This is a genomic window from Hydrogenophaga borbori, assembly GCF_003417535.1.
GTDB lineage: Bacteria > Pseudomonadota > Gammaproteobacteria > Burkholderiales > Burkholderiaceae_C > Hydrogenophaga > Hydrogenophaga borbori.
In genome coordinates this window covers 71384-90533 of sequence record NZ_QVLS01000013.1, presented here as the reverse complement: position 1 = coordinate 90533, position 19150 = coordinate 71384, and the positions used below count along the sequence as shown (strand labels likewise).

Annotated in this window: 23 protein-coding genes; 9 read left to right on the top strand and 14 right to left on the bottom strand. The window is 70.8% G+C overall.

The genetic code is table 11. From position 1 onward, the window contains the following. Positions 1 to 7: 7 nt before the first annotated feature. The 10 genes from DY262_RS18610 to DY262_RS18565 form a co-directional block, all read right to left on the bottom strand. Entirely contained in the window at positions 8 to 301 is a 294-nt protein-coding gene (locus tag DY262_RS18610; RefSeq protein WP_116960578.1) for a 2TM domain-containing protein, read from the bottom strand. 36 nt (positions 302 to 337) lie between these two features. Beyond that, a complete protein-coding gene (locus tag DY262_RS18605) occupies positions 338 to 751 on the bottom strand; it encodes a DUF2306 domain-containing protein (RefSeq protein ID WP_116960577.1) in 414 nt (137 codons plus the stop codon). A gap of 276 nt (positions 752 to 1027) precedes the next feature. Beyond that, a complete protein-coding gene (locus tag DY262_RS18600; protein ID WP_116960576.1) occupies positions 1028 to 2611 on the bottom strand; it encodes a methyl-accepting chemotaxis protein in 1584 nt (527 codons plus the stop codon). A 180-nt stretch (positions 2612 to 2791) separates the two neighbouring features. Next, positions 2792 to 3268 carry a DUF411 domain-containing protein gene (locus DY262_RS18595; protein ID WP_116960575.1) on the bottom strand — a complete coding sequence of 159 codons (477 nt, stop codon included), beginning with the start codon at positions 3266 to 3268 and terminating at the stop codon, positions 2792 to 2794. A gap of 93 nt (positions 3269 to 3361) precedes the next feature. Next, positions 3362 to 3640, bottom strand: a complete 279-nt coding sequence (locus tag DY262_RS18590) for a hypothetical protein (protein WP_116960574.1) — start codon at positions 3638 to 3640, stop codon at positions 3362 to 3364. Between the two features lie 5 nt (positions 3641 to 3645). Beyond that, positions 3646 to 4668 (bottom strand): glycerophosphodiester phosphodiesterase, encoded by a 1023-nt coding sequence (locus DY262_RS18585; protein ID WP_116960573.1) that lies wholly within the window; start codon positions 4666 to 4668, stop codon positions 3646 to 3648. A 78-nt stretch (positions 4669 to 4746) separates the two neighbouring features. After that, on the bottom strand, positions 4747 to 5499 hold the full coding sequence (locus DY262_RS18580) for an amino acid ABC transporter ATP-binding protein (RefSeq protein ID WP_070400582.1): 753 nt from the start codon (positions 5497 to 5499) through the stop codon (positions 4747 to 4749). Positions 5500 to 5508: 9 nt separating this feature from the next. Continuing rightward, a complete protein-coding gene (locus DY262_RS18575; RefSeq protein WP_116960661.1) occupies positions 5509 to 6612 on the bottom strand; it encodes an amino acid ABC transporter permease in 1104 nt (367 codons plus the stop codon). 5 nt (positions 6613 to 6617) lie between these two features. Further along, positions 6618 to 7727 carry an amino acid ABC transporter permease gene (locus DY262_RS18570; protein ID WP_116960572.1) on the bottom strand — a complete coding sequence of 370 codons (1110 nt, stop codon included), beginning with the start codon at positions 7725 to 7727 and terminating at the stop codon, positions 6618 to 6620. Between the two features lie 174 nt (positions 7728 to 7901). Continuing rightward, positions 7902 to 8939 carry an amino acid ABC transporter substrate-binding protein gene (locus DY262_RS18565; protein WP_116960571.1) on the bottom strand — a complete coding sequence of 346 codons (1038 nt, stop codon included), beginning with the start codon at positions 8937 to 8939 and terminating at the stop codon, positions 7902 to 7904. Positions 8940 to 9163: 224 nt separating this feature from the next. On the opposite strand from DY262_RS18565, the gene DY262_RS18560 reads away from it, so the two are divergent. From DY262_RS18560 to DY262_RS18550, 3 genes are all read left to right on the top strand, one after another. Then, on the top strand, positions 9164 to 10885 hold the full coding sequence (locus tag DY262_RS18560; RefSeq protein WP_116960570.1) for a long-chain fatty acid--CoA ligase: 1722 nt from the start codon (positions 9164 to 9166) through the stop codon (positions 10883 to 10885). A gap of 5 nt (positions 10886 to 10890) precedes the next feature. Next, complete coding sequence (locus DY262_RS18555; RefSeq protein ID WP_147326273.1) at positions 10891 to 11109, top strand: hypothetical protein; 219 nt, start codon at positions 10891 to 10893, stop codon at positions 11107 to 11109. Between the two features lie 96 nt (positions 11110 to 11205). Further along, the gene (locus tag DY262_RS18550) at positions 11206 to 11568 is read left to right on the top strand and encodes a hypothetical protein (RefSeq protein ID WP_116960568.1); all 363 of its coding nucleotides are present in this window, start codon (positions 11206 to 11208) and stop codon (positions 11566 to 11568) included. On the opposite strand, the gene DY262_RS18545 is transcribed toward DY262_RS18550, so the two are convergent. Beyond that, positions 11569 to 12399: a DUF2189 domain-containing protein gene (locus DY262_RS18545; protein WP_116960567.1), complete on the bottom strand. Its 831-nt coding sequence runs from the start codon at positions 12397 to 12399 to the stop codon at positions 11569 to 11571. It abuts the gene before it with no gap. 101 nt (positions 12400 to 12500) lie between these two features. Between DY262_RS18545 and DY262_RS18540 the strand changes: the two genes are divergently transcribed. Beyond that, complete coding sequence (locus DY262_RS18540; protein ID WP_116960566.1) at positions 12501 to 13244, top strand: 2OG-Fe dioxygenase family protein; 744 nt, start codon at positions 12501 to 12503, stop codon at positions 13242 to 13244. A gap of 77 nt (positions 13245 to 13321) precedes the next feature. Then, on the top strand, positions 13322 to 13672 hold the full coding sequence (locus DY262_RS18535; RefSeq protein WP_245981094.1) for a YkvA family protein: 351 nt from the start codon (positions 13322 to 13324) through the stop codon (positions 13670 to 13672). Positions 13673 to 13679: 7 nt separating this feature from the next. Here the strand turns inward: DY262_RS18535 and DY262_RS18530 are convergent, their stop codons facing one another. After that, on the bottom strand, positions 13680 to 14213 hold the full coding sequence (locus DY262_RS18530) for a cupin domain-containing protein (RefSeq protein WP_116960564.1): 534 nt from the start codon (positions 14211 to 14213) through the stop codon (positions 13680 to 13682). 93 nt (positions 14214 to 14306) lie between these two features. Here DY262_RS18530 and DY262_RS18525 point away from each other — a divergent pair, with 93 nt between their 5' ends. From DY262_RS18525 to DY262_RS18510, 4 genes are all read left to right on the top strand, one after another. Further along, on the top strand, positions 14307 to 14870 hold the full coding sequence (locus DY262_RS18525) for a DUF2889 domain-containing protein (RefSeq protein ID WP_116960563.1): 564 nt from the start codon (positions 14307 to 14309) through the stop codon (positions 14868 to 14870). 5 nt (positions 14871 to 14875) lie between these two features. Further along, positions 14876 to 15775: a LysR substrate-binding domain-containing protein gene (locus DY262_RS18520; RefSeq protein ID WP_116960562.1), complete on the top strand. Its 900-nt coding sequence runs from the start codon at positions 14876 to 14878 to the stop codon at positions 15773 to 15775. Positions 15776 to 15881: 106 nt separating this feature from the next. Next, entirely contained in the window at positions 15882 to 16619 is a 738-nt protein-coding gene (locus DY262_RS18515) for an SDR family NAD(P)-dependent oxidoreductase (RefSeq protein ID WP_116960561.1), read from the top strand. A 102-nt stretch (positions 16620 to 16721) separates the two neighbouring features. Continuing rightward, the gene (locus DY262_RS18510) at positions 16722 to 17621 is read left to right on the top strand and encodes a c-type cytochrome (RefSeq protein WP_116960560.1); all 900 of its coding nucleotides are present in this window, start codon (positions 16722 to 16724) and stop codon (positions 17619 to 17621) included. 40 nt (positions 17622 to 17661) lie between these two features. Here DY262_RS18510 and DY262_RS18505 read toward each other — a convergent pair whose 3' ends face one another. Together DY262_RS18505 and DY262_RS18500 are read right to left on the bottom strand one after the other, a co-directional pair. Beyond that, positions 17662 to 18210: a DUF6622 family protein gene (locus DY262_RS18505; RefSeq protein WP_116960559.1), complete on the bottom strand. Its 549-nt coding sequence runs from the start codon at positions 18208 to 18210 to the stop codon at positions 17662 to 17664. Between the two features lie 148 nt (positions 18211 to 18358). Then, positions 18359 to 19147 (bottom strand): class II aldolase/adducin family protein, encoded by a 789-nt coding sequence (locus DY262_RS18500; RefSeq protein ID WP_116960558.1) that lies wholly within the window; start codon positions 19145 to 19147, stop codon positions 18359 to 18361. Positions 19148 to 19150 lie beyond the last annotated feature (3 nt).

Sequence of the window (19150 nt, the reverse complement as noted above, 5' to 3'; positions counted from 1 at the left end):
CCGCCGTTCAGGGGCGCTGGCCGCGGTCGCGCTGCAGGCGTTCGCGTTCCCGGTCCATCCAGTGCTCGTACAGGCCACCGCCGCCCAGGCGCACCCACACGGCCAGGCCGTGGATCAGCAGGCCCAGGCCCCAGCCCAGGACGGGGTAGACGGCCCAATCGCGCCCGCTGCGCAGCGAGAGGTAGACCAGGCCGGCGTTGACGGCGAGAAACACCAGGGCGTGCAGGGTCCAGCCCATGCGGGCGGCGACGCGTCGGCGCGCGGTGCGTTCGAGGTCCTTGTCGATCGAGAGGGTGTTCATGGCGGTTGCTCCGGTGGGTGGGGGGAGGGGTGAAGGTCAAAGCAGTCCGAGCCACTGGCCCCAGACCAATTGGCCCAGGTAGCGGCTGGGCAGCAGCGTGAGGGCGCCGGTGACGATGCAGGCGCTGAGGTACAGCGCGATCATGGTCAGCCGGTGCGAGCGGATGCGCCCCTGCCGCAGGTGCCAGAAGGCCAGGGCCAGCGTGCCCAGGGTGATGGGCACCAGCAGGTGGATGGGCGTGTAGCCGGCGACGTTGGGCAGGCGGAAATCGCGGATGAACACGGCGGTGACGGCGACCATGAGCATCAGCGTGACCCAGGCGTAGCCGGCCGCGCGGTGCAGCACCGCGCGCGGGTGGCCGGCGCGGCGCGCCCACAGCGCCACCGGCCCGATGGCCAGGGCCGCGAGCGCGGCGCTGAGGTGGATGGCGATGACGGGGGTGAGCTGCATGGCGGTCTCCGGTGGGCGGGGAGACCGCACTGTCGGCCGCCGGCCCCGCGTGCGCCACGGGGCTGAGACGAAACGGCGCGGGCGCGCCGTGAAACGCCGCCGCGGCGGCGCGAAATGCCTGCGCCAGGCGGCCCGCGCGGGTCGGTCAGCGCGAGAGGCTGGCGCGCGAGGCCGGGTCGAGAAGGCCGGGTCGAGAGGGACGGGTCGAGAGGGACGGGTCGAGAGGGACGTGTAGGAAGGCCGGGGTATGAGGGAGAGTCGCCGGCCGCCCGGCCCTCAGTCCGCGGCGCTGCCGCGCGGCTGCAGGCGGAACACCTGCACCGCCTGGTGCATGACCTCCGCCTGCGACTGCAGCGAACTCGCGGCCGCGGCGAGCTGCTCCACCATGGCAGCGTTCTGCTGCGTCACCGAGTCGAGCTGGCCCACGGCCTGGTTGATCTGCGCGATGCCGCTGGACTGCTCGCGCGTGGCGTGCGTGATGTCGCCGATGAGCGCGTTGACCTGCTCCACCGCGCCCACCACCTGGGTCATGGTCTGGCCGGTGCCGTGCACCAGTTCGCTGCCGCGGCGCACCTGGTCGGCCGAATCCTCGATCAGGGCCTTGATTTCCTTGGCCGCGTCCAGCGTGCGCTGCGCGAGGTGGCGCACCTCGCCGGCCACCACGGCGAAGCCGCGGCCCTGTTCGCCGGCGCGCGCGGCCTCCACCGCCGCGTTGAGCGCGAGGATGTTGGTCTGGAACGAGATGCCGTCGATGACCTGGATGATCTCGCCGATGCGCGCCGAGCCGCGGCTGATCTCGGCCATGGTGGTGACCACCTGCGACATGGCGCTGTTGCCTTCGCGCGCCACCGCGGCCGCGCGCTGCGCGAGCTGGGCCGCTTCCTGCGCGGTGCTGGCGCTCTGGGCCACGGTGCTGTTCATCTGCTCCATGGACGCCGCCGTCTGCTGCAGGTTGCCGGCCTGCGCCTCGGTGCGCGAGGACAGGTCGTGGTTGCCGCTGGAGATCTGGTGGCTGGCGACCTGCACGCCCTCGATTTCATGGCGCACGTCGGCCACCACCGCTTGCAGGTTGACGTTGAGCTGGTTCAGTGCCACGGCGAGGTCGCCGAATTCGGCCGGGCCGCGAAGGGCCAGGCGCGAGGTGAGGTCGCCCGCGGCCATGGTGTTGGCGAAGCGAACGGCCTGCGCCAGCGGCTGCACGGTCTGGCGCCGCAGCGCCCAGGCGGCGAGCAGGGCGAGCGCCAGCAGGGGCAGGGCCATGACGAGGTGGGCCACCAGGCCCAGGCGGGCGCCGATCTCGCCGACCAGCACACCGGCCACGGCCAGTGCCACGCAGACGCCGCCGATGGCGCGGCCCAGGCTGGGCCGCAGCGCGCGCCGCAGCAGGCCGGACAGGCCTTTCTGCACCACCTGGCCGCGCCGCAGGCTCAACCGGTCCTGGCCCTGGTCGCGCTCGGCGCGCAGGCGGGCGTACAGGGCCTCGGCCGCCTGCACCTGCTCGCGCGTGGGCTTGGTGCGCACGGACATGTAGCCCACGGTGCGCCCGTTCTGCACCACGGGGGTGGCGTTGGCCATCACCCAGTAGTGGTCGCCGTTCTTGCGGCGGTTTTTCACCGGCGCCGACCAGGGCTGTCCCGAGCGCAGCGTCTCCCACATGTCGCGAAAGGCCTCGGGGGGCATGTCGGGGTGCCGCACGATGTTGTGCGGCTGGCCCATCAGCTCCTCGCGGCTGAAACCGCTGACCGCGACGAATGCCGGGTTGCAGTAGGTGATGTGGCTCTGCAGATCGGTGGTGGAGACCAGGGTGACGCCATCGGGGATGACGTATTCCTGTTGGGAGACGGGCAGGTTGGCGCGCATGAGATGGTGGTTGGGGGAGGGGCGGCGCTGTGGTCGGCCGCCTCACCCATGCGCTATCGGCATTACCTCGCCGATATGTAGTACGGCCTCGGGGCCCGGTGCATTTTCCGGCGCCGGGTTTGACCCAGATCAAATGCCCTCGGCGTCGGGCGCCCAGGGGGCGGGCGCCCCTTCGGGGGCTCAGCTGCGCTTGAAATAGGACTGGTAGATCCGCGCCGTGCCGTCGCGCTGCACCAGCAGCACGTCGTAGGGGTCCTGGCGGCCGCCGTAGTCGGGGCCGTCCATGCCGGGGCTGCCCACCGGCATGCCGGGCACGGCCAGGCCCAGGGCCTGGGGCTTGTCGGCCAGCAGGCGGCGGATTTCGCGCGCGTTCACATGGCCTTCGACGACATAGCCGCCGATCAAGGCGGTGTGGCAGGAGCCGTAGCGTTCGGGCAGGCCCAGGCGGCGGCGCACGGCGGTGTTGCCGCTGTCGTAGACCTGGACGGTGAAGCCGTCGGCCTGCAGGTAGCTCACCCAGTCCTTGCAGCAGCCGCAGTTGGGGTCCTTCCAGACCTGCAGCGGGGGCAGGGGGGACTTGGCCTGGGCCAGGGCCCCGAGGGGCAGGGCCAGGGCGGCGCTGGCCAACAGCAGTTGTCGACGGTTCGTGGCGGGCATGGTGTTCGTTCTTTCGGGTGTCCGGGGGGCGCCAGGCGTGTGCGAGCGCGCGGGAATGAGCCGCGGGGCGGGCGGGAAGTTCCCCGGCGCGGTTCAGGCGTTCGCCAGCTGCGCCTGGGCCTTGTCGATCCAGTACTGCAGGCTGTCGTGCAGCTCGCGCGAGCTGAACGAGCAGCTTTCGCCATCGAACAGCGCGCTGGATTCGAGGCGGTCCAGCAGATTGCCCAGCACCTCGGCGAAACGCGGGGGCAGGGCAGCGAACAGGTCGTGCTGCGCTCGCAGGCGCTCGCTGGCCTGGGCGGGCGAGAGCGAGCCCTCGCGCAGGCCGGCGAGGGCATCGGCCACGGGTTGGAGCAGGGAAGGGGGGCGCATGGCGCTCAATTCTGCCGCGCCACCATGGGCGCCACCGGCGGCGGCAGGGTCATGCCGCGCTGCTCCATCACGGCCCGCAGCCGGTCGGGGTGGTCGGTGATGAGGCCGTCGACGCCCCAGTCGATCAGGCGCTCCATGTCGGGCCACTCGTTCACGGTCCAGGGGATCACGCGCAGGCCTTCCTCGCGCGCGCGCTCGATCAGCGTGCGGTTGAGGTCGTTGAAATGGGGCGACCACAAGCGCGCCCCGGCGGCGGCGAGCAGCGCCGGCGCGTCCTTGAAGTCGGCCTCGCGCAGGCCGGCGCTCCAGGTGCCGCTGTGCAGGGTGTTGAAGCGGGGCCGCTGCGCGCTCAGGAAGGCCAGTGGCAGCTCGGGCGCCAGGCGCTGGGCGATCTTGAGCAGGCCCCAGTCGAAGCTCTGCAGGCTGGTGCGCGAGGCCATGCCTTCGGTCCGGACCACCTCGAGCACGGCGCGCACGAAGGCCTCGGGCTCGGGCGACTCGTGCGCGCGCTCGGGGTTGCGCTTGAGCTCGATGTTGAAGCGCACGTGGTCGGCGCGCAGGCGCTTGACCTGCTCGAACACAGCGGCCAGCGTGGGGATGCGCTCGCCGTCCACTGCTTGCTGCTGCGCGAAGTCACGCGCGTAGCGGCTCGCGGGGTTGATGCGGCCCACGTCGAGCTCGCCGATCTGCGCCAGCGTGAGCTGGTGGAAGGGTTGGCCGCGCGACTGCAGCCAGCGCCCGGACGGGTCGCGGGTGATGTCGGGGTTGGCCGCGGTGTCGTGCGAGACGATGGGCACGCCCTCGGCGCTCAGCACCACGTCCAGCTCCAGCGTGCTCACGCCGATGGCGAGCGCGCGCTGGAAGCCGCTGAGCGTGTTCTCGGGGGCGAGGGCGCGCGCACCGCGGTGGCCCTGCAGGTCGAAGGCCAGGGCGGCGCCCGCGCACCACATCGACAGGCCCAGGGCGGTGGTGCAGCTCCAGCGCAGCCAGGTCAGGCGCCGGGCGGCGGGTGGGGCGGGCAGCTGCATGGCGGTCTCCTTGCCGGGCCCGCTCGGTGCGGGCCTCTGATCGCGCGCATTCTCCCAGCGCGCGATGACCGCCTCAAGTCAATGCCCGAGGATCTTGGACAGGAAGTCCTTGCTGCGCTCGTTCTGCGGGTTGTTGAAGAACGCCTCGGGGGTGTTCTGTTCGACGATCTGGCCCTGGTCCATGAAGATCACGCGGTCGGCCACCGCCTTGGCAAAGCCCATCTCGTGGGTCACGCACAGCATGGTGATGCCCATGTTGGCGAGTTCGATCATCACGTCCAGCACCTCCTTGATCATCTCCGGGTCGAGCGCGGAGGTGGGCTCATCGAACAGCATGATCTTGGGCGTGAGGCACAGCGCGCGCGCGATGGCCACGCGCTGCTGCTGGCCGCCCGACAGCTGCAGCGGGTACTTGCCGGCCTGCTCGGCGATGCGCACGCGCTTCAACTGCTGCATGGCGCGTTCCTCGGCCTCTTTCTTGGGCAGCTTGCCCACCCACATGGGCGAGAGGGTGAGGTTCTCCAGCACCGTGAGGTGGGGGAACAGGTTGAACTGCTGAAAGACCATGCCCACGTTCTTGCGCACCTGGTCGATGGCCTTGATGTCGTCCCGCAGCTCGACGCCGTCGACCTCGATGACGCCCTGCTGGTGTTCCTCCAGACGATTGATGCAGCGGATCAGCGTGGACTTGCCCGAGCCCGACGGGCCGCAGATCACGATGCGCTCGCCTTTGGCGACGGACAGGTCGATGTCGCGCAGCACGTGGAAGTCGTTGCCGTACCACTTGTTGACCTTGTCGAACCGGATGATGGCGGGGGATTGTTCTGGCATGTTGTGCTTTCAGCGCGCCTTGCTGGCGGCAAGCTGCTTTTCGACCCACAGGCTGTAGCGCGACATGGCGAAGCAGCCGGAGAAATAGATGAGCGTGATGAAGAAATAGGCCTCGAGCTTGAACGGGCGCCACTGCACGTCGGAGTTCAGGGCCAGCGCGAGCGCGCCGGTGAGCTCGTAGAGCGAGACGATGGTCACCAGCGAGGTGTCCTTGAACAGCGAGATGAAGGTGTTCATGATGCTGGGGACCACCATGGACAGGGCCTGCGGCAGCACGATGAGCCGCTGCGCCTGCCAGTAGCCCAGGCCCAGCGAGTCGGCCGCCTCGAACTGGCCCTTGGGCACGGCCTGCAGGCCCCCGCGCACGGTTTCGGCCATGTAGGCCGCGATGAACAGGGTCAGGCCCGCGACCACGCGCACCAGCACGTCGACAGTGACACCCTGGGGCACGAACAGCGGGAACATGAACGAGGCCATGAACAGCACCGAGATCAGCGGCACGCCGCGCACCAGTTCGACATAGAGCACGCTGATGGTGCGGATGGCGGGCAGCCTGGCGCGCCGGCCCAGGGCCACCAGCACCGCGAGCGGGAACGCCAGGAACAGCGACAGCACGGCCAGCATGAGCGTGAGCGGCAGGCCACCCCAGAGCTCGGTGCGCACCTTGGACAGGCCCGGCACGCCGCCGCCCATGAGCACGAAGAAGCCGGCCAGGGAGGCGACCCAGACCAGCGCCAGCCAGCGCGTCCAGAAGACGCGCATGCAACTGACCACGACCGTGGCCACCATCAGCAGCGTGGCCACCAGGGGGCGCCACTGCTCGTCGTAGGGGTAGCGACCGAACAGGATGACGCGGTACTTCTCGGCGATGACGCCCCAGCAGGCGCCGACGCCGCGCGCGGCCTGGCAGGCGTTGGGATCGGGCTGGAACACGGCGCCGGCGATCACCCATTGCCAGAGCCTGGGCAGCGCCCACACCAGCACCACGCCGATGATCAGCGTGAACAGGCTGGATTTCCAGTCGGCGAAGAGGTTGCGGCGCGCCCACACCAGGGGGCCGGACTGGCGCACCGGCGAGGGCCGGGGCGCGATGGGTTGGAACTGCGTGCCCATGGCGATCAACGCTCCTTGATCGCCATGCGGCGGTTGTACCAGTTCATCAGCAGCGAGGTGGTGAGCGAGGTGCTGAGGTAGACCAGCATGATGATGGCGATGCACTCCACCGCGCGGCCGCTCTGGTTGATGGTGGTGTTGGCGATGGAGACCACATCGGGGTAGCCCACCACCACCGCGAGCGAGGAGTTCTTGGTGAGGTTGAGGTACTGGTTGGTCAGTGGCGGAATGATCACGCGCATGGCCTGGGGCAGCACCACGAGCTTCATCTTCTGCCGCGGGCTCAGGCCCAGCGCGGAGGCGGCCTCGTCCTGGCCGCGGCTCACCGACTGGATGCCGCCGCGCACCACCTCGGCCACGAAGGCCGCGGTGTAGGTGGTCAGGCCGATGAGCAGCGCGAGGAACTCGGGCGTGAGGGCCAGGCCGCCGTCGACCATGAAGGGCAGCTGCTCGGGCACGCTCCACTCGCGCGGCATGCCGGCCACCACCCAGCCCAGCACGGCGCACACCAGCAGCAGGACCAGCGGCACCCAGAGGCGGTCGCCGTCCTGGCCGGTGGCCTCGAAGCGCCGCTGCACGCGCTGGCGCCACAGCACGCCGGCCACGGCGCCCACGGCCAGGCCGGCGATCACCGCGCCCACGCCGGCCGTGGGCCAGGGGACCGACAGGCCCCCCTTGCTGAGGTAGACGAGGCCGGCCATCGACATGGCCTCGTTCGAGGCGGGCAGCAGCTCGATGAAGACCAGGTACCACATCAGCAACTGCAGCAGCAGCGGCACATTGCGGAAGAGCTCGACATAGCCGTAGCACAGGCCGCGCACCAGGGCATTGCGCGAGAAGCGCCCCACGCCCAGGGCGACGCCGAGCAGGGTGGTGAGGACGATGCCCGCCAGGGCGACCTTGACGGTGTTGAGCACGCCGACCCAGATGGCCTTGCCGTAGCTCTGGCTCGGGTCGTACTGGATGAGGGTTTCGCCGATGTCGAAACCGGCGCTGGCGCCCAGGAAGTCAAAGCCGCTCTGGATGCCGCGCGCCTGCATGTTGACCTGGGTGTTGTGCGCCAGGTACCACAGGCCCAGGCCCAGCAGGGCCAGGGCGAGCAACTGGTACAGCACGCCGCGCGTGGCCCGGCTGTTGAGCGACCAGCGCCGGGACGGGGGTGGGGGGGATGCGGGGGTGGTCAACGGCGACCTCGCGACGAAGAAATGACAGGAACGAAGAACGCCCGCAGCGACGGGTATCGCTGCGGGCCGGACAAAGGCCGGGCCACGGTGGTGGCCCGGCGTGGTTCAGCGGATCGGAGGGGCGTACAGCACCCCGCCCTTGGTCCAGAGGTTGTTGATGCCGCGCGGCAGGCCGATGGCGGTCTTGGGACCGACGTGGTGCTCGAACTGCTCGCCGTAGTTGCCCACGGCCTTGATGGCGCGGTAGGCCCATTCCTTGTCCAGGCCCAGCAGCTTGCCGGTGTCTTCGTTGCCCATGCCGAGCAGGCGCATCACGGAAGGGTTGGTGCTGGATTTCTTGAGTTCGTCGGCGTTGGCCTGGGTGATGCCGTACTCCTCGGCCTCGATGAGCGCGAAGCCCACCCACTTGACGATCGCGGCGAACTCGTCGTCGCCCCGGCGCACGGCCGGGCCCAGGGGCTCCTTGGAAATCAGCTCGGGCAGGATGACGTGGTCATCGGGCTTGGCCATGTCCTTGGCGCGCGAGGAGGCCAGGCCCGAGGAATCGGTGGTGTAGGCCTGGCAGCGACCCGAGGCGTAGGCGGCCAGCGCGGCCTCGAGCTTTTCGAACACCACGGGCTTGATGCCCAGGTTGTTGGCGCGCGAGTAGTCGGTGAGGTTGAGTTCGGTGGTGGTGCCCGACTGCACGCAGACCGTGGCGCCCTTGAGCTGCTTGGCGCTCTTGACGTTGAGCTTCTTGGGCACCATGAAGCCCTGGCCGTCGTAGAAGTTGACGCCGACGAAGGTGAGGCCGAGGGAGGCGTCGCGCGTGAGCGTCCAGGTGGTGTTGCGGGCCAGCAGGTCGATCTCGCCGGACTGCAGGGCGGTGAAGCGCTGCTGCGCCGTCAGCGGCACGTAGCGCACCTTGTCGGGGTTGCCCAGGATGGCGGCGGCGACCGAGCGGCACACGTCCACGTCCATGCCGCTCCACTTGCCCTGGCTGTCGGCCGCCGAGAAGCCGGGAAGGCCGGTGTTGACGCCGCAGTTGAGTTCGCCGCGCTTCTTGACCGCGTCCAGGTCCTTGCCCGCATGCGCCGGCAGGGCGAGCAGCGCGGCCGTGGTGCCCAGGGTCAGGGCGGTCAGCTTCAGGGCCTTGAGATTCATCGGGTACTCCGTAGTCAGTGTCAGTTGTCGAACACGAACGGACAGGCACCTCTTCGGTGCCCAGCCGCAAGCGGGCCAATGTAGACCCCGCTTTTTGCACCGGGGATCGGGGTTTACGTGGGAGCGCCATGCCGATGCTTTATTGAACAATCCGCACGATTGCGCCCCCGGGAGGGCGACGCAGAATTCGTGCCACGACAGACGACAACCGGAGACCCGCGGAGATGAGCCCACAGGAACCACCGGCGCGGGCGCACCACCGCGTCTGGCCCCGCCGTTTGCCCTACGCCATTCGGACACCCCGGACCTCCTTGTGGGACAACCTCGTGGTCAGCGCTCGGCGCTACCCGGACAAGCCTGCCCTGGTCTTCTTCGATCTCAGTACCTCCTACGCCGAGCTGCTGGCCCAGGCCGAGCGCCTGGCCGCGCACCTGCGCGCGCAAGGCGTGCGCGACGGCGACCGCGTGCTGCTGTTCATGCAGAACTGCCCGCAGTGGGTGGTGGCCTGTTATGCGGTGCTGCGCGCCAATGCCGTGGTGGTGCCGGTCAACCCCATGAACAAGGCCGATGAGCTCGGGCACTACATCACCGATCCCGACGCGCGCGTGGCCCTCTGCGCGGCCGATCTCGCCGGCGAACTGCTCAAGGCCGACGCCGGCCTGCCCGAGGCGCAGCGGCTGCGCCACCTGGTGGTGACGCACTACGCCGACGCCATCGGCCCGGCGGCGGAAGTCCCGCCCGCCTGGCAGGCCTGGCTGGGCGCGCGCCACGAACGCCCCGCGCTGGCGGGCGGCAGCGTGGCCACCTGGGCCGAGGCGCTGTCCAGCACCGCGCCGCTGCCCGAGCACAACCGCGGCCCCGACGACCTGGCCGTGCTGCCCTACACCAGCGGCACCACCGGCCTGCCCAAGGGCTGCATGCACCCGCACCGCACGCTCATGCACAACGCGGTCGCTGGCGCCCTGTGGGGCAACAGCACGGCGGAGGCCGTGTCGCTGCTGGTGGTGCCGCTGTTCCACATCACCGGCATGGTGTCGGGCATGCACACGGCGATCTACGGTGGCGCCACCATCGTGCTCATGCCGCGCTGGGACCGCGAGTTGGCGGGGCGGCTGATCTCGCGCTGGCGCGTCACGCACTGGACCAACATCCCGACCATGGTGATCGACCTGCTCGCCAGCCCCAGCTTCGAGCGCTACGACCTGTCCAGCCTGGTCTACATCGGCGGCGGCGGCGCGGCCATGCCGCAGGCCGTGGCGCAGCGGCTGCTGGAGCTGTTCGGCCTGCGCTACGCGGAAGGTTACGGGCTCACCGAAACCGCCGCGCCCTCGCACAGCAACCCGCCGGACGACCCCAAGCAGCAGTGCCTGGGCATTCCTTTCATGAGCTGCGACGCCCGCGTCGTCGACCCCGACACCTTGCGCGAACTGCCGGTGGGCGAGGCCGGCGAGATCGTGATCCATGGCCCCATGGTGTTCGACGGCTACTGGAAACGCCCCGAGGCCACGGCCGCGGCGTTCATCGAGATCGAGGGCAAGCGCTTCTTCCGCTCGGGCGACCTGGGCCGCATCGACGAGGACGGCTACTTCTTCCTCACCGACCGCCTCAAACGCATGATCAACGCGAGCGGTTTCAAGGTCTGGCCGGCCGAGGTCGAGGCGCTGATGTTCAAGCACCCCGCCATCGCCGAGGCCTGCGTCATCGCCACGCGCGACGCCTACCGTGGCGAAAGCGTGAAGGCCGTGGTGGTGCTGCGCGCCGACGCCCGGGGCAAGACCAGCGAGGCCGACATCCTGGCCTGGTGCCGGGAGCACATGGCCGCCTACAAGTGCCCGCGCGAGGTGGCGTTCGCCGACGCCCTGCCCAAGAGCGGCAGCGGCAAGGTGATGTGGCGCTGGCTGCAGGAGCGTGAGCTCGAGCGCACCGAGCCCGCCCGGGCACAATGAGCGGCATGCCGTCCCTCACCGACGCCTTTCGCCGGCTGTGGCAGCCGCGCAAGGGCCTGTTCTGGCTCATGCTGGGTTTTCAGGCGCTGTCCAGCGCCTTGGTGCTGTTCATCCAGCTCCACGAACCGCCGGCCGGCCTGCGCCTCATGCTCGGGCTGCTGGCGCTGACGAACACGCTCATCTCATGGTGGCTGCTCGCGCGCCTGTGGCGCGGCGAGGGCTGACAAGAACAGTTACAAAATGGCCGTTTTGTGCTGGAATGGCGGGCGCCGCCCGCCGTTGTGCCCACAACCACAGACAGAAACCGCACCCGTCCAGGCATGAAGCAGTTCCTCTCGACGCTCTTCGACACCGTGGCCCAGCGGCTGCAGGGCGAGAACCGCCACGACGACGACCCCTACCGCCTGGCGCGCGTGCGCAAGGCCATGCTGGCGTTGGTCGGCGAAGAAGGCGGATGGGAGGCCGAGCAGCTGCGCCACCGCCTGCTGGTGGCCGAATCGGCCCGCGCCCTGTGGTTCATGCGCCCGGACCTGCTGCAGTGGCTGTGCCGCGGCCTGGAAGAGCGGGCCGCCATGGACCGCGTCATGAAGCTGCAGCCCTTGTTTGAGGGCCTGGTGGAGCCGGCCCTGCTGGGTGCGGCCGCCGGGCGGCGTGAGCGCCGCCGGCCTCAGCACGGCGCCTGACTAGGGCGCCCGCCCGCGCGCTTCGTCCGGCGCCACCGTGGCGCGGTAGGCGTGCCAGCTGGCGTGCCCGATCACCGGGCCACTCACGAGCAGGCCAAGGAACCACGGCAGCATCGACAGCGCCACCGTGGCGCTGATCAGCAGGCCCCAGAACAGCATCACGCCCGGGTTCTGCAGGCAGGCGCGGATGCTGGTGAGGCCGGCCGAGATGGCGTCGGTGCCGCGGTCCAGGATCATGGGAATGCTCACCACGCTGGTGACGAAGATCAGCCCCGCGAACAGGGCACCCACCAGCGTCCAGGTGATGAGGAACTCCAGGTGCTGCCCGCGCAGCATCTGGCCGATGAGGTTCTGCGTGTCCGGCAGGGTGGTGAAGCTGACCGCGAACACCACCAGCGAGGCGCGGCCCCACAGCATCTCCAGCACCAGCAGCACGCCGGCGAACAGGGCCATGGTGCCCTTGGTGGGCAGCCAGGCGCGCAGCGAGCGGCCCAGCGAGGGCGGCTCGCCGCGCTGCAGCGCGCGGCTGGCGTCGTACAGGCCCAGGCACAGGAAGGGCCCCATCAGCAGGAAGCCCGCCGACAGCGCGAGCACGTACGCCGGCGCGGCGCGGAACACGGCCAGCAGCGCGTGCCCCATGGCAAAGAAGCAGGCGCCATAGAACAGGCCGATGCCGGGGCAGCGCAGGAAGTCGGTCCAGCCGGCGCGCAGCCAGCGCAGCGGGTCGGCGGGGCGCAGGTCGGCGATGGGCAGCTCGAACACCGAGGGCTCGCGCGGCGCGTCGCTGGGCGGGGGCGCCTCGGGCGGGGTGGGGTCGGCGGTGGCGGTCATGGCGGCATTGGGCCATCGGCGCCGGTATTCCCCGATGCGGGCTTACCCTTGGCGACCCGGCGTATGCTCGCGGCTCCCTTTGCCGCAGCCAACCGCAGCCGATGAGCGCCGCCGAGTTCTCTCCCCCCTACCTCTCCCCCAACGCCATCGACACCGCCCTGCGCGAGCGCGGCGTGGGCCTGCTCAGCGGCGAGGACAGCGCCGCCTGGATCGGCGTGCCGCTGGCCGATCTGCGCGCGCTGGAGCCGCACTGGGACCGACTGGCCCCCGACGCCTACCTGAAGGACGGCGGCCGCTACCGCCAGCGCCGCCACAGCTGCTTCGTGGTGGACGGCGAGCGCGTGGCGCTGGAGCCGCACCGCGCGCACTGGCAACCGGTGGAATACAACGCCCTGCACGGCGGCATGCAGCGCTGGTTCGAGCCCATGGAGGCCGCGATGGTGAACGCGCCCGCCTGGTCGCTGCTGCTGCGGCGCCTGGCGGCGGCGGCCAGCGCCCTGCGTGGCGAGCGGCCCTGGTACGTGGAGGCGCACCCCTTCCGCATCGACACCACCGACGGCATCGGCCGCCCCACGCCCGAGGGCGCGCACCGCGACGGCGTGGACCTGGTGGCCGTGTTCCTGGTGCAGCGCCACGCCATCAAGGGCGGCGAGAGCCGGGTGTTCGAGGCCAACGGGCCCAGCGGCCAGCGCTTCACCCTGCGCGACCCCTGGTCGCTGCTGCTGCTGGACGATCGGCGCGTGATCCACGAAAGCACGCCCATCCAGCCCGACCCGGCCGACGGCCACGGCTGGCGCGACACGCTGGTGGTGACGCTGCGGGCGGGCGGTTTTCAGGGCGAGTGAGCCCGGCGCCTCCCGCCATGGCCGGTGGCCCTGTCGATCGCTTGAGGGCCTGGGCGCGCCGGCTCAGGTCCGACGCCATGACCCTGTGGTTCGCGCGCCGCCACCCGGACACGCCGTGGTGGGTTCAGGCGCTGGTGCTGGTCGTGGTCGCCTACGCGCTCAGCCCGATCGACCTCATCCCCGACGCGATCCCGGTGCTGGGCCTGCTGGACGACGCGGTGCTGCTGCCACTGCTGATCTGGTTGGCGCTGCGCTGGCTGCCGCCGCACGTTCGCGCCGACGCCCAGGCACGGGCCGCGCGCTGGACGGCCGAGGGCGGGCAGCGGCCGCGCAGCCGGGCGGGCGCGTGCGCGATCGCCGCCCTGTGGGCGCTGCTGCTGGGGGGCGCCGCCTGGTGGGCGTGGCGCGCCTGGGGCGCGGCCGCCTGAGGAGCGCTCAAACCCCCCCGGTGGGGTGCGTCGGGTCGACCCACAGCACCGTCTGTGGCTTCTCCACCGGTTCGATGTCCAGGTTGACCGCCACCGCCTGGCCGTCGCTGCGGCACAGCACGCACTCCAGCACCTCGGTGGGGCTGGCGTTGATTTCCTGGTGCGGCACGTAGGGCGGCACGTAGATGAAGTCGCCCGGCCCGGCCTCGGCCGTGAACTCCAGGTGCTCGCCCCAGCGCATGCGCGCGCGGCCCTTGACGACGTAGATCACGCTTTCCAGGTGCCCGTGGTGGTGGGCGCCGGTCTTGGCATCGGGGTGGATGGTGACGGTGCCGGCCCACAGCTTCTGCGCGCCCACGCGCGCGAAGTTGATGGCGGCCTTGCGGTCCATGCCCGGGGTGGAGGGCACGTTGCCGTCGAGCTGGTTGCCCGGGATCACGCGCACGCCATCGTGCTTCCAGCGGGCGCCCTCGGGGGGGTGTCCGTGGTCGTGCGGGTGGTCGTGGTCATGGGGATGGTCGTGCGGGTGATCGTGGGCCATTGCGCGCTCCTCGGGGGACAAGACACCAGTGTGCCAGCGCCTGCGGCCCGTTGACCCGACAATTGCGGGTTTTCCCGCACCCGGAGAGCCGCCTTGCCTTTGCCCACCCCCGCTCCGCGCACGCCCATGCACACCCGCCGCGTCACCTACCAGGGCTTTCGCCGCGACGACGGCCTGTGGGACATCGAAGGCGAGCTGCACGACAGCAAACCCTTCGATTTCGAGATCCGCGGCGAGGGCCATTGGGCGGCCGACGAGGCGATCCACCACATGCGCATCCGCGTGACCTATGGCGAAGACATGGTGATCCGCGACATCGCCGTCGCCATGGACGCCTTTCCGCACGGCCCTTGCCCGAGCATCCTGCCCAATATGCGGCGCATGGTGGGCGAGGTGCTGGGCAAGGGCTGGCGCCAGACCATCCAGCGCCACCTGGGCCACACCGACGGCTGCACCCACCTGCGCGAGCTGCTCTACAACCTGGCGACGGCGGCCATGCAGACCCGCGCCGGCTCGTTCGCGCCGACCGGCGACGGCCGCCCGCCCGCTCACCTGGGCCAGTGCGTGTCCTGGGACTTCGACGGACCGGTGGTGGAGAAGGTCTACCCCATGTTCTTCCGCTGGCGAGCGCAGCCGATGCCCGCCAAGGACAGCTGAGACGGATGGACCGGCTCGACGACCTGATGGCGTTTCTGCGCGTGGCCGACGCCGGCGGGTTTTCGGCGGCCGAGCGCAGCACGGGCGTGCCGAAGTCGCGCCTGAGCCGGCGCATCGCCGCGCTGGAGAAGGAGCTGGGCGTGCGCCTGTTGCAGCGCTCGTCGCACGCCTTTCACCTCACCGATGTGGGCGAGCGCGTCCGCCGGCACGCCCGCGCGATCGCCGACGAGGCGAACGCCGTGCGGGCCACGGTGAGCGAGGCGCAGGCCGAGCCGAGCGGCCTGATCCGCGTGAGTTCCTCGCTGCTGCAAGGCGAGCTTTTCCTGGCGGGCTGGCTGGCCGAGTTCATGGGCCGGTACCCGAAGGTCACGGTGTCGCTGGACCTGTCGAACCACTACGTGGACATGCTGGCCGAGCGCATCGACCTGGCGATCCGGGTGTCGGCGGCGCCGCTGGCGGCGGCCGATCTCGTGGCCCGGCCGATCGGCACCGGGCGCATGGTGCTGGTGGGCCACCGGAGCCTGGTCGAGCGCCACGGCGCGCCGCACTCGATCGCCGAGCTCGGCGGCTTTCCATTGATCGCGCAGGTGCAGGGCGAGAGCGTTCGCCCCTGGGCCTTTCGCGGACCCGACGGGCACGAGCTGAACTACCAGCCGCAGGCCCGCTTCGTCAGCAACAACCTGCTGGCCTTGCGCGAAGCCCTGTTGGGCGGCGCCGGTGTGGCCCAGATCCCGCGCGAGGCCTGCATCGACGCGCTGCGCACCGGCGCCTTGGTTGAACTGCTGCCCGCGCTGGAGCCACCGGCGTCCACGGTGTATGCGATCTACCCCAGCCGGCGCGGCCTGGCTTTCGCGGTGCGCACCCTGATCGACTTTCTGGAAGAGCGATTCCGTGGCGGCGCCTGACGGCGTTCCATTTCTGCAACCACGTGTCGCGTTGGGGTGGACTACCCGCGCCGAGGGGCGCTGACTATCGTTGGCTTTCTCTCTCAATCGTGGAAAGGAAGCGAACATGAAGTTGTCTGGAAAAGTCGCCATCGTCACGGGTGGCTCGCGCGGCATCGGCGCGGCCATCGCGCGCCGGCTGGCGGCTGACGGGGCGCAACTGGCCTTGATCTACCGCAGCAACGGCCCGGCGGCCGACGCGACGGTGCAGGCCATTCGGGCCGCGGGCGGCGAAGCCGAGGCTTTCCGGGCCGACGTGGCGGATGAGGCGGCGGTCGAGTCGGCCATGCGGGCGGTGGTGGCCCGTTTCGGGCGCGTCGATGCGCTGATCAACAACGCCGGCATCTTCGAGAGCGAGCCGGTGGGCCGGATCAGCCGCCAGTCCTTCCAGAACCAGCTGCTCACCAACGCGTGGAGCGTGCTTGCCAGCACGCAGGCGGCGCTGGACCACTTTCCGGCTTCGGGCGGTGCCATCGTCAATGTCTCGAGCAGCCTGGCGGTAAGGCCGGAGCCGCAGACGGTCAGCTACTCGGCCAGCAAGGCCACGGTCGACAGCCTGACGCTCGGTTGCGCGATCGAGCTGGGCGCGCGCGGCATCCGCGTCAACGCCGTGGCGCCGGCGGTCACGCGCACCGACATGACGGCCGGGCTGCCCGCCGACTACCTGGAGAGCGAAACGCGGCTGACCCCGCTCGGTCGCCTGGCGGAGCCGCAGGACATCGCCGGTGCGGTGGCGTTCCTGTGCTCGGACGACGCGCGCTGGATCACGGGGCGCAGCATCCTGGTGGACGGGGGCCGGGTCTGAGCGGGGCGCCGCCGACCGGACGGCGCGCCGACGGCTGCCGGGGTGCTTGACGGCGCGCCGCAACGCGCATGCAATCGCGCCACCCCACACGAGGAGGCGGAGATGGCGAAGAAGCGGCGATGGTTGCGCGTGCTCGGGCTGGGCCTGGGCGCGCTGGTTGTGCTGCTGGCGGCGGCGCTGGCCACTGGGCTGTTCCTGGCCGAGCGCCGCATGGCGCGCCAGGTGGACGTGCCGGTGCAGCCGGTGGCCTACCGCACCGACGCGGCGTCGGTCGAACGCGGGCGCTACCTGTTCAGCTCGCGCGGCTGCGTCGACTGCCATGGGGCCAACGGCGCGGGCCGCACCTTCGTGGACGACGGCGGCCTGACCATCGCCGGCCCGAACATCACCACCGGTCCCGGCGGCGTGGTGGGCGCCTACCAGCCGGTGGACTGGGTGCGCAGCATCCGCCACGGCGTGAACCCGAAGGGCCGCGCCCTGATGGTGATGCCCAGCGAGGACTACAACCGCTTCACCGACGACGACCTGGCCGCGCTGGTGGCCTACATCCGTTCCTTGCCACCCGCGAACGGGCAGGGCGCGGTGGTCCGCCTGCCGCTGCCGGTGAAGGCGATGTACGGTTTTGGCCTGATCCCCGACGCCGCCTCGCGCATCGACCACTCGCGGCCACCACAGCCCCCCGTGCCCGAAGGCGTGACGCTGGCGCATGGCCAGTACGTGGCCAACATGTGCCTGGGCTGCCACGGCGAGGGCCTGCGCGGCGGCAAGATCCCCGGGGGGCCGCCCGACTGGCCGCCGGCGGCCGATCTGCGGCCCGGCCCCGGCGGTGCCATGGCGCGCTACCCCGATGCCGAGTCCCTGATCGCGATGTTTCGCAGCGGCAAGCGGCCGGACGGCAGCGCGGTGCAGGTGATGCCCTTCGGCTCGCTGGGGCAGATGAGCGAGACCGATCTGCGGGCGCTGCACCTGTACCTGAAGGGCCTGCCGCCGGGCCGCGGCTGAAGGCCCGGCAGCCCACCGGCTTCGGACCGGTCAGGACCGCTCAGTCTGCGGCGCGGGCGGTCGCCGGGCGCAGCGCCAGGCGCAGCAGGCGCCAGGCCCGTCCGACGAAGACGCCGGTGAACGCGCCATACAGGGCCGCGATGGTCAGCGCATACGGGCGTTCATCCACCAGCCGGGGGGCCATGGTGAGTTCGATGCCGACCCCGTACTTCACCAGGAAGATGCCGACGATGAGCAGCAGCGGCACGGCGCTGCCGGGCAGGTGGAAGACGCGCCGCGCCGGATCGAACTGTCCGCCCGCGCGCCCGGGAGCGAGCAGGGCGAAGCCGGCCACCGCCGCCGCTGCCCACACCGCGACGGCGGTGGCCAGATGGGGCGAGCCGCCCAATGCCGTCCAGGTGCCCGACACCGAAAAGACGGTCATGGCCAAGGGCAGGAGCGACACCCGGCTCAGGCTGGCCGTGCGCTCGCGCATCTGGCTCAGGCCCAGCGCCAGAAGCCCCGTGAGCAGTCCCCACACCCACAGCGGCGTGCCGCGCAGGATGGGGCCGATGGCGTCGGGGTGGGTGGTGATGAGCTGCAGCAGCATGGGGTACTCCGGGCGGGTGGTGGACAGGGCGCAGGGCCGATGCCGCACTGTGCACCGGCGCCCCGTGGCGCTGCCTCCCCGCTGCGACGAAACGCCGTCCGCGCGCCGCGAAACGCCGCCCGCGCGGTGTGGACGGCGTCCGTTGCCGCTACTGCCGGTAGTTGGGCTGCTGCTCGTCCAGCATGCGCCGCAGCGCGTGCCAGTCCCGGTCGCGGATGAAGCTGTTGGAGTCCGCGAATTGCCGGGCCGCACGCTCGCAGACCTCGGGCGGGGGCAGCACGGTGCGCGCGCCCCCCGAGGTGGCGTCCAGCTGGATCTGGCAGGCCAACTCCAGGTAGTACATCTCCTCGAACGCGTCGCGCACGCTGGCCCCGGCGGTGAGCAGCCCGTGGTTGCGCAGGATCATGGCCTTGTGCGGCCCGAGGTCCCTGACGAGGCGCTGCTGCTCGTCCAGGTCCAGGGCAATGCCTTCGTAGTCGTGGTAGCCGATGCGCTGGTAAAAACGCATGGCGTGCTGCGACAGCGGCAGCAGGCCGCCCTCTTGCGCCGACAGGGCCACCCCGGCGCGGGTGTGGGTGTGGAAGACGCAGGCCAGGTCCGGGCGGGCTGTGTGCACGGCGGCGTGGATGACGAAGCCGGCCGGGTTGGCTTGCAGCTCGGTGTCCTCGGCGAGGCGGCCATCCAGGTCCACCTTGATGAGGTTGGAGGCGCTGACCTCGCTGTAGAGCAGTCCGAAGGCGTTGATCAGGAACTGGTCGTGCCGGCCCGGCACCCGCAGCGAGATGTGGTTGTAGATCATGTCGGTCATGCGGAAGTGCACGCACAGCCGGTAGCAGGCGGCGAGGTCTTCCCTGGCCGCCCATTCCTGCTCGCTCACCCGCTGGCGCACCGTGCGCCGCCGCTCTTCAATGACCCGCTGCCAATCCTGTCTCTCCATCTC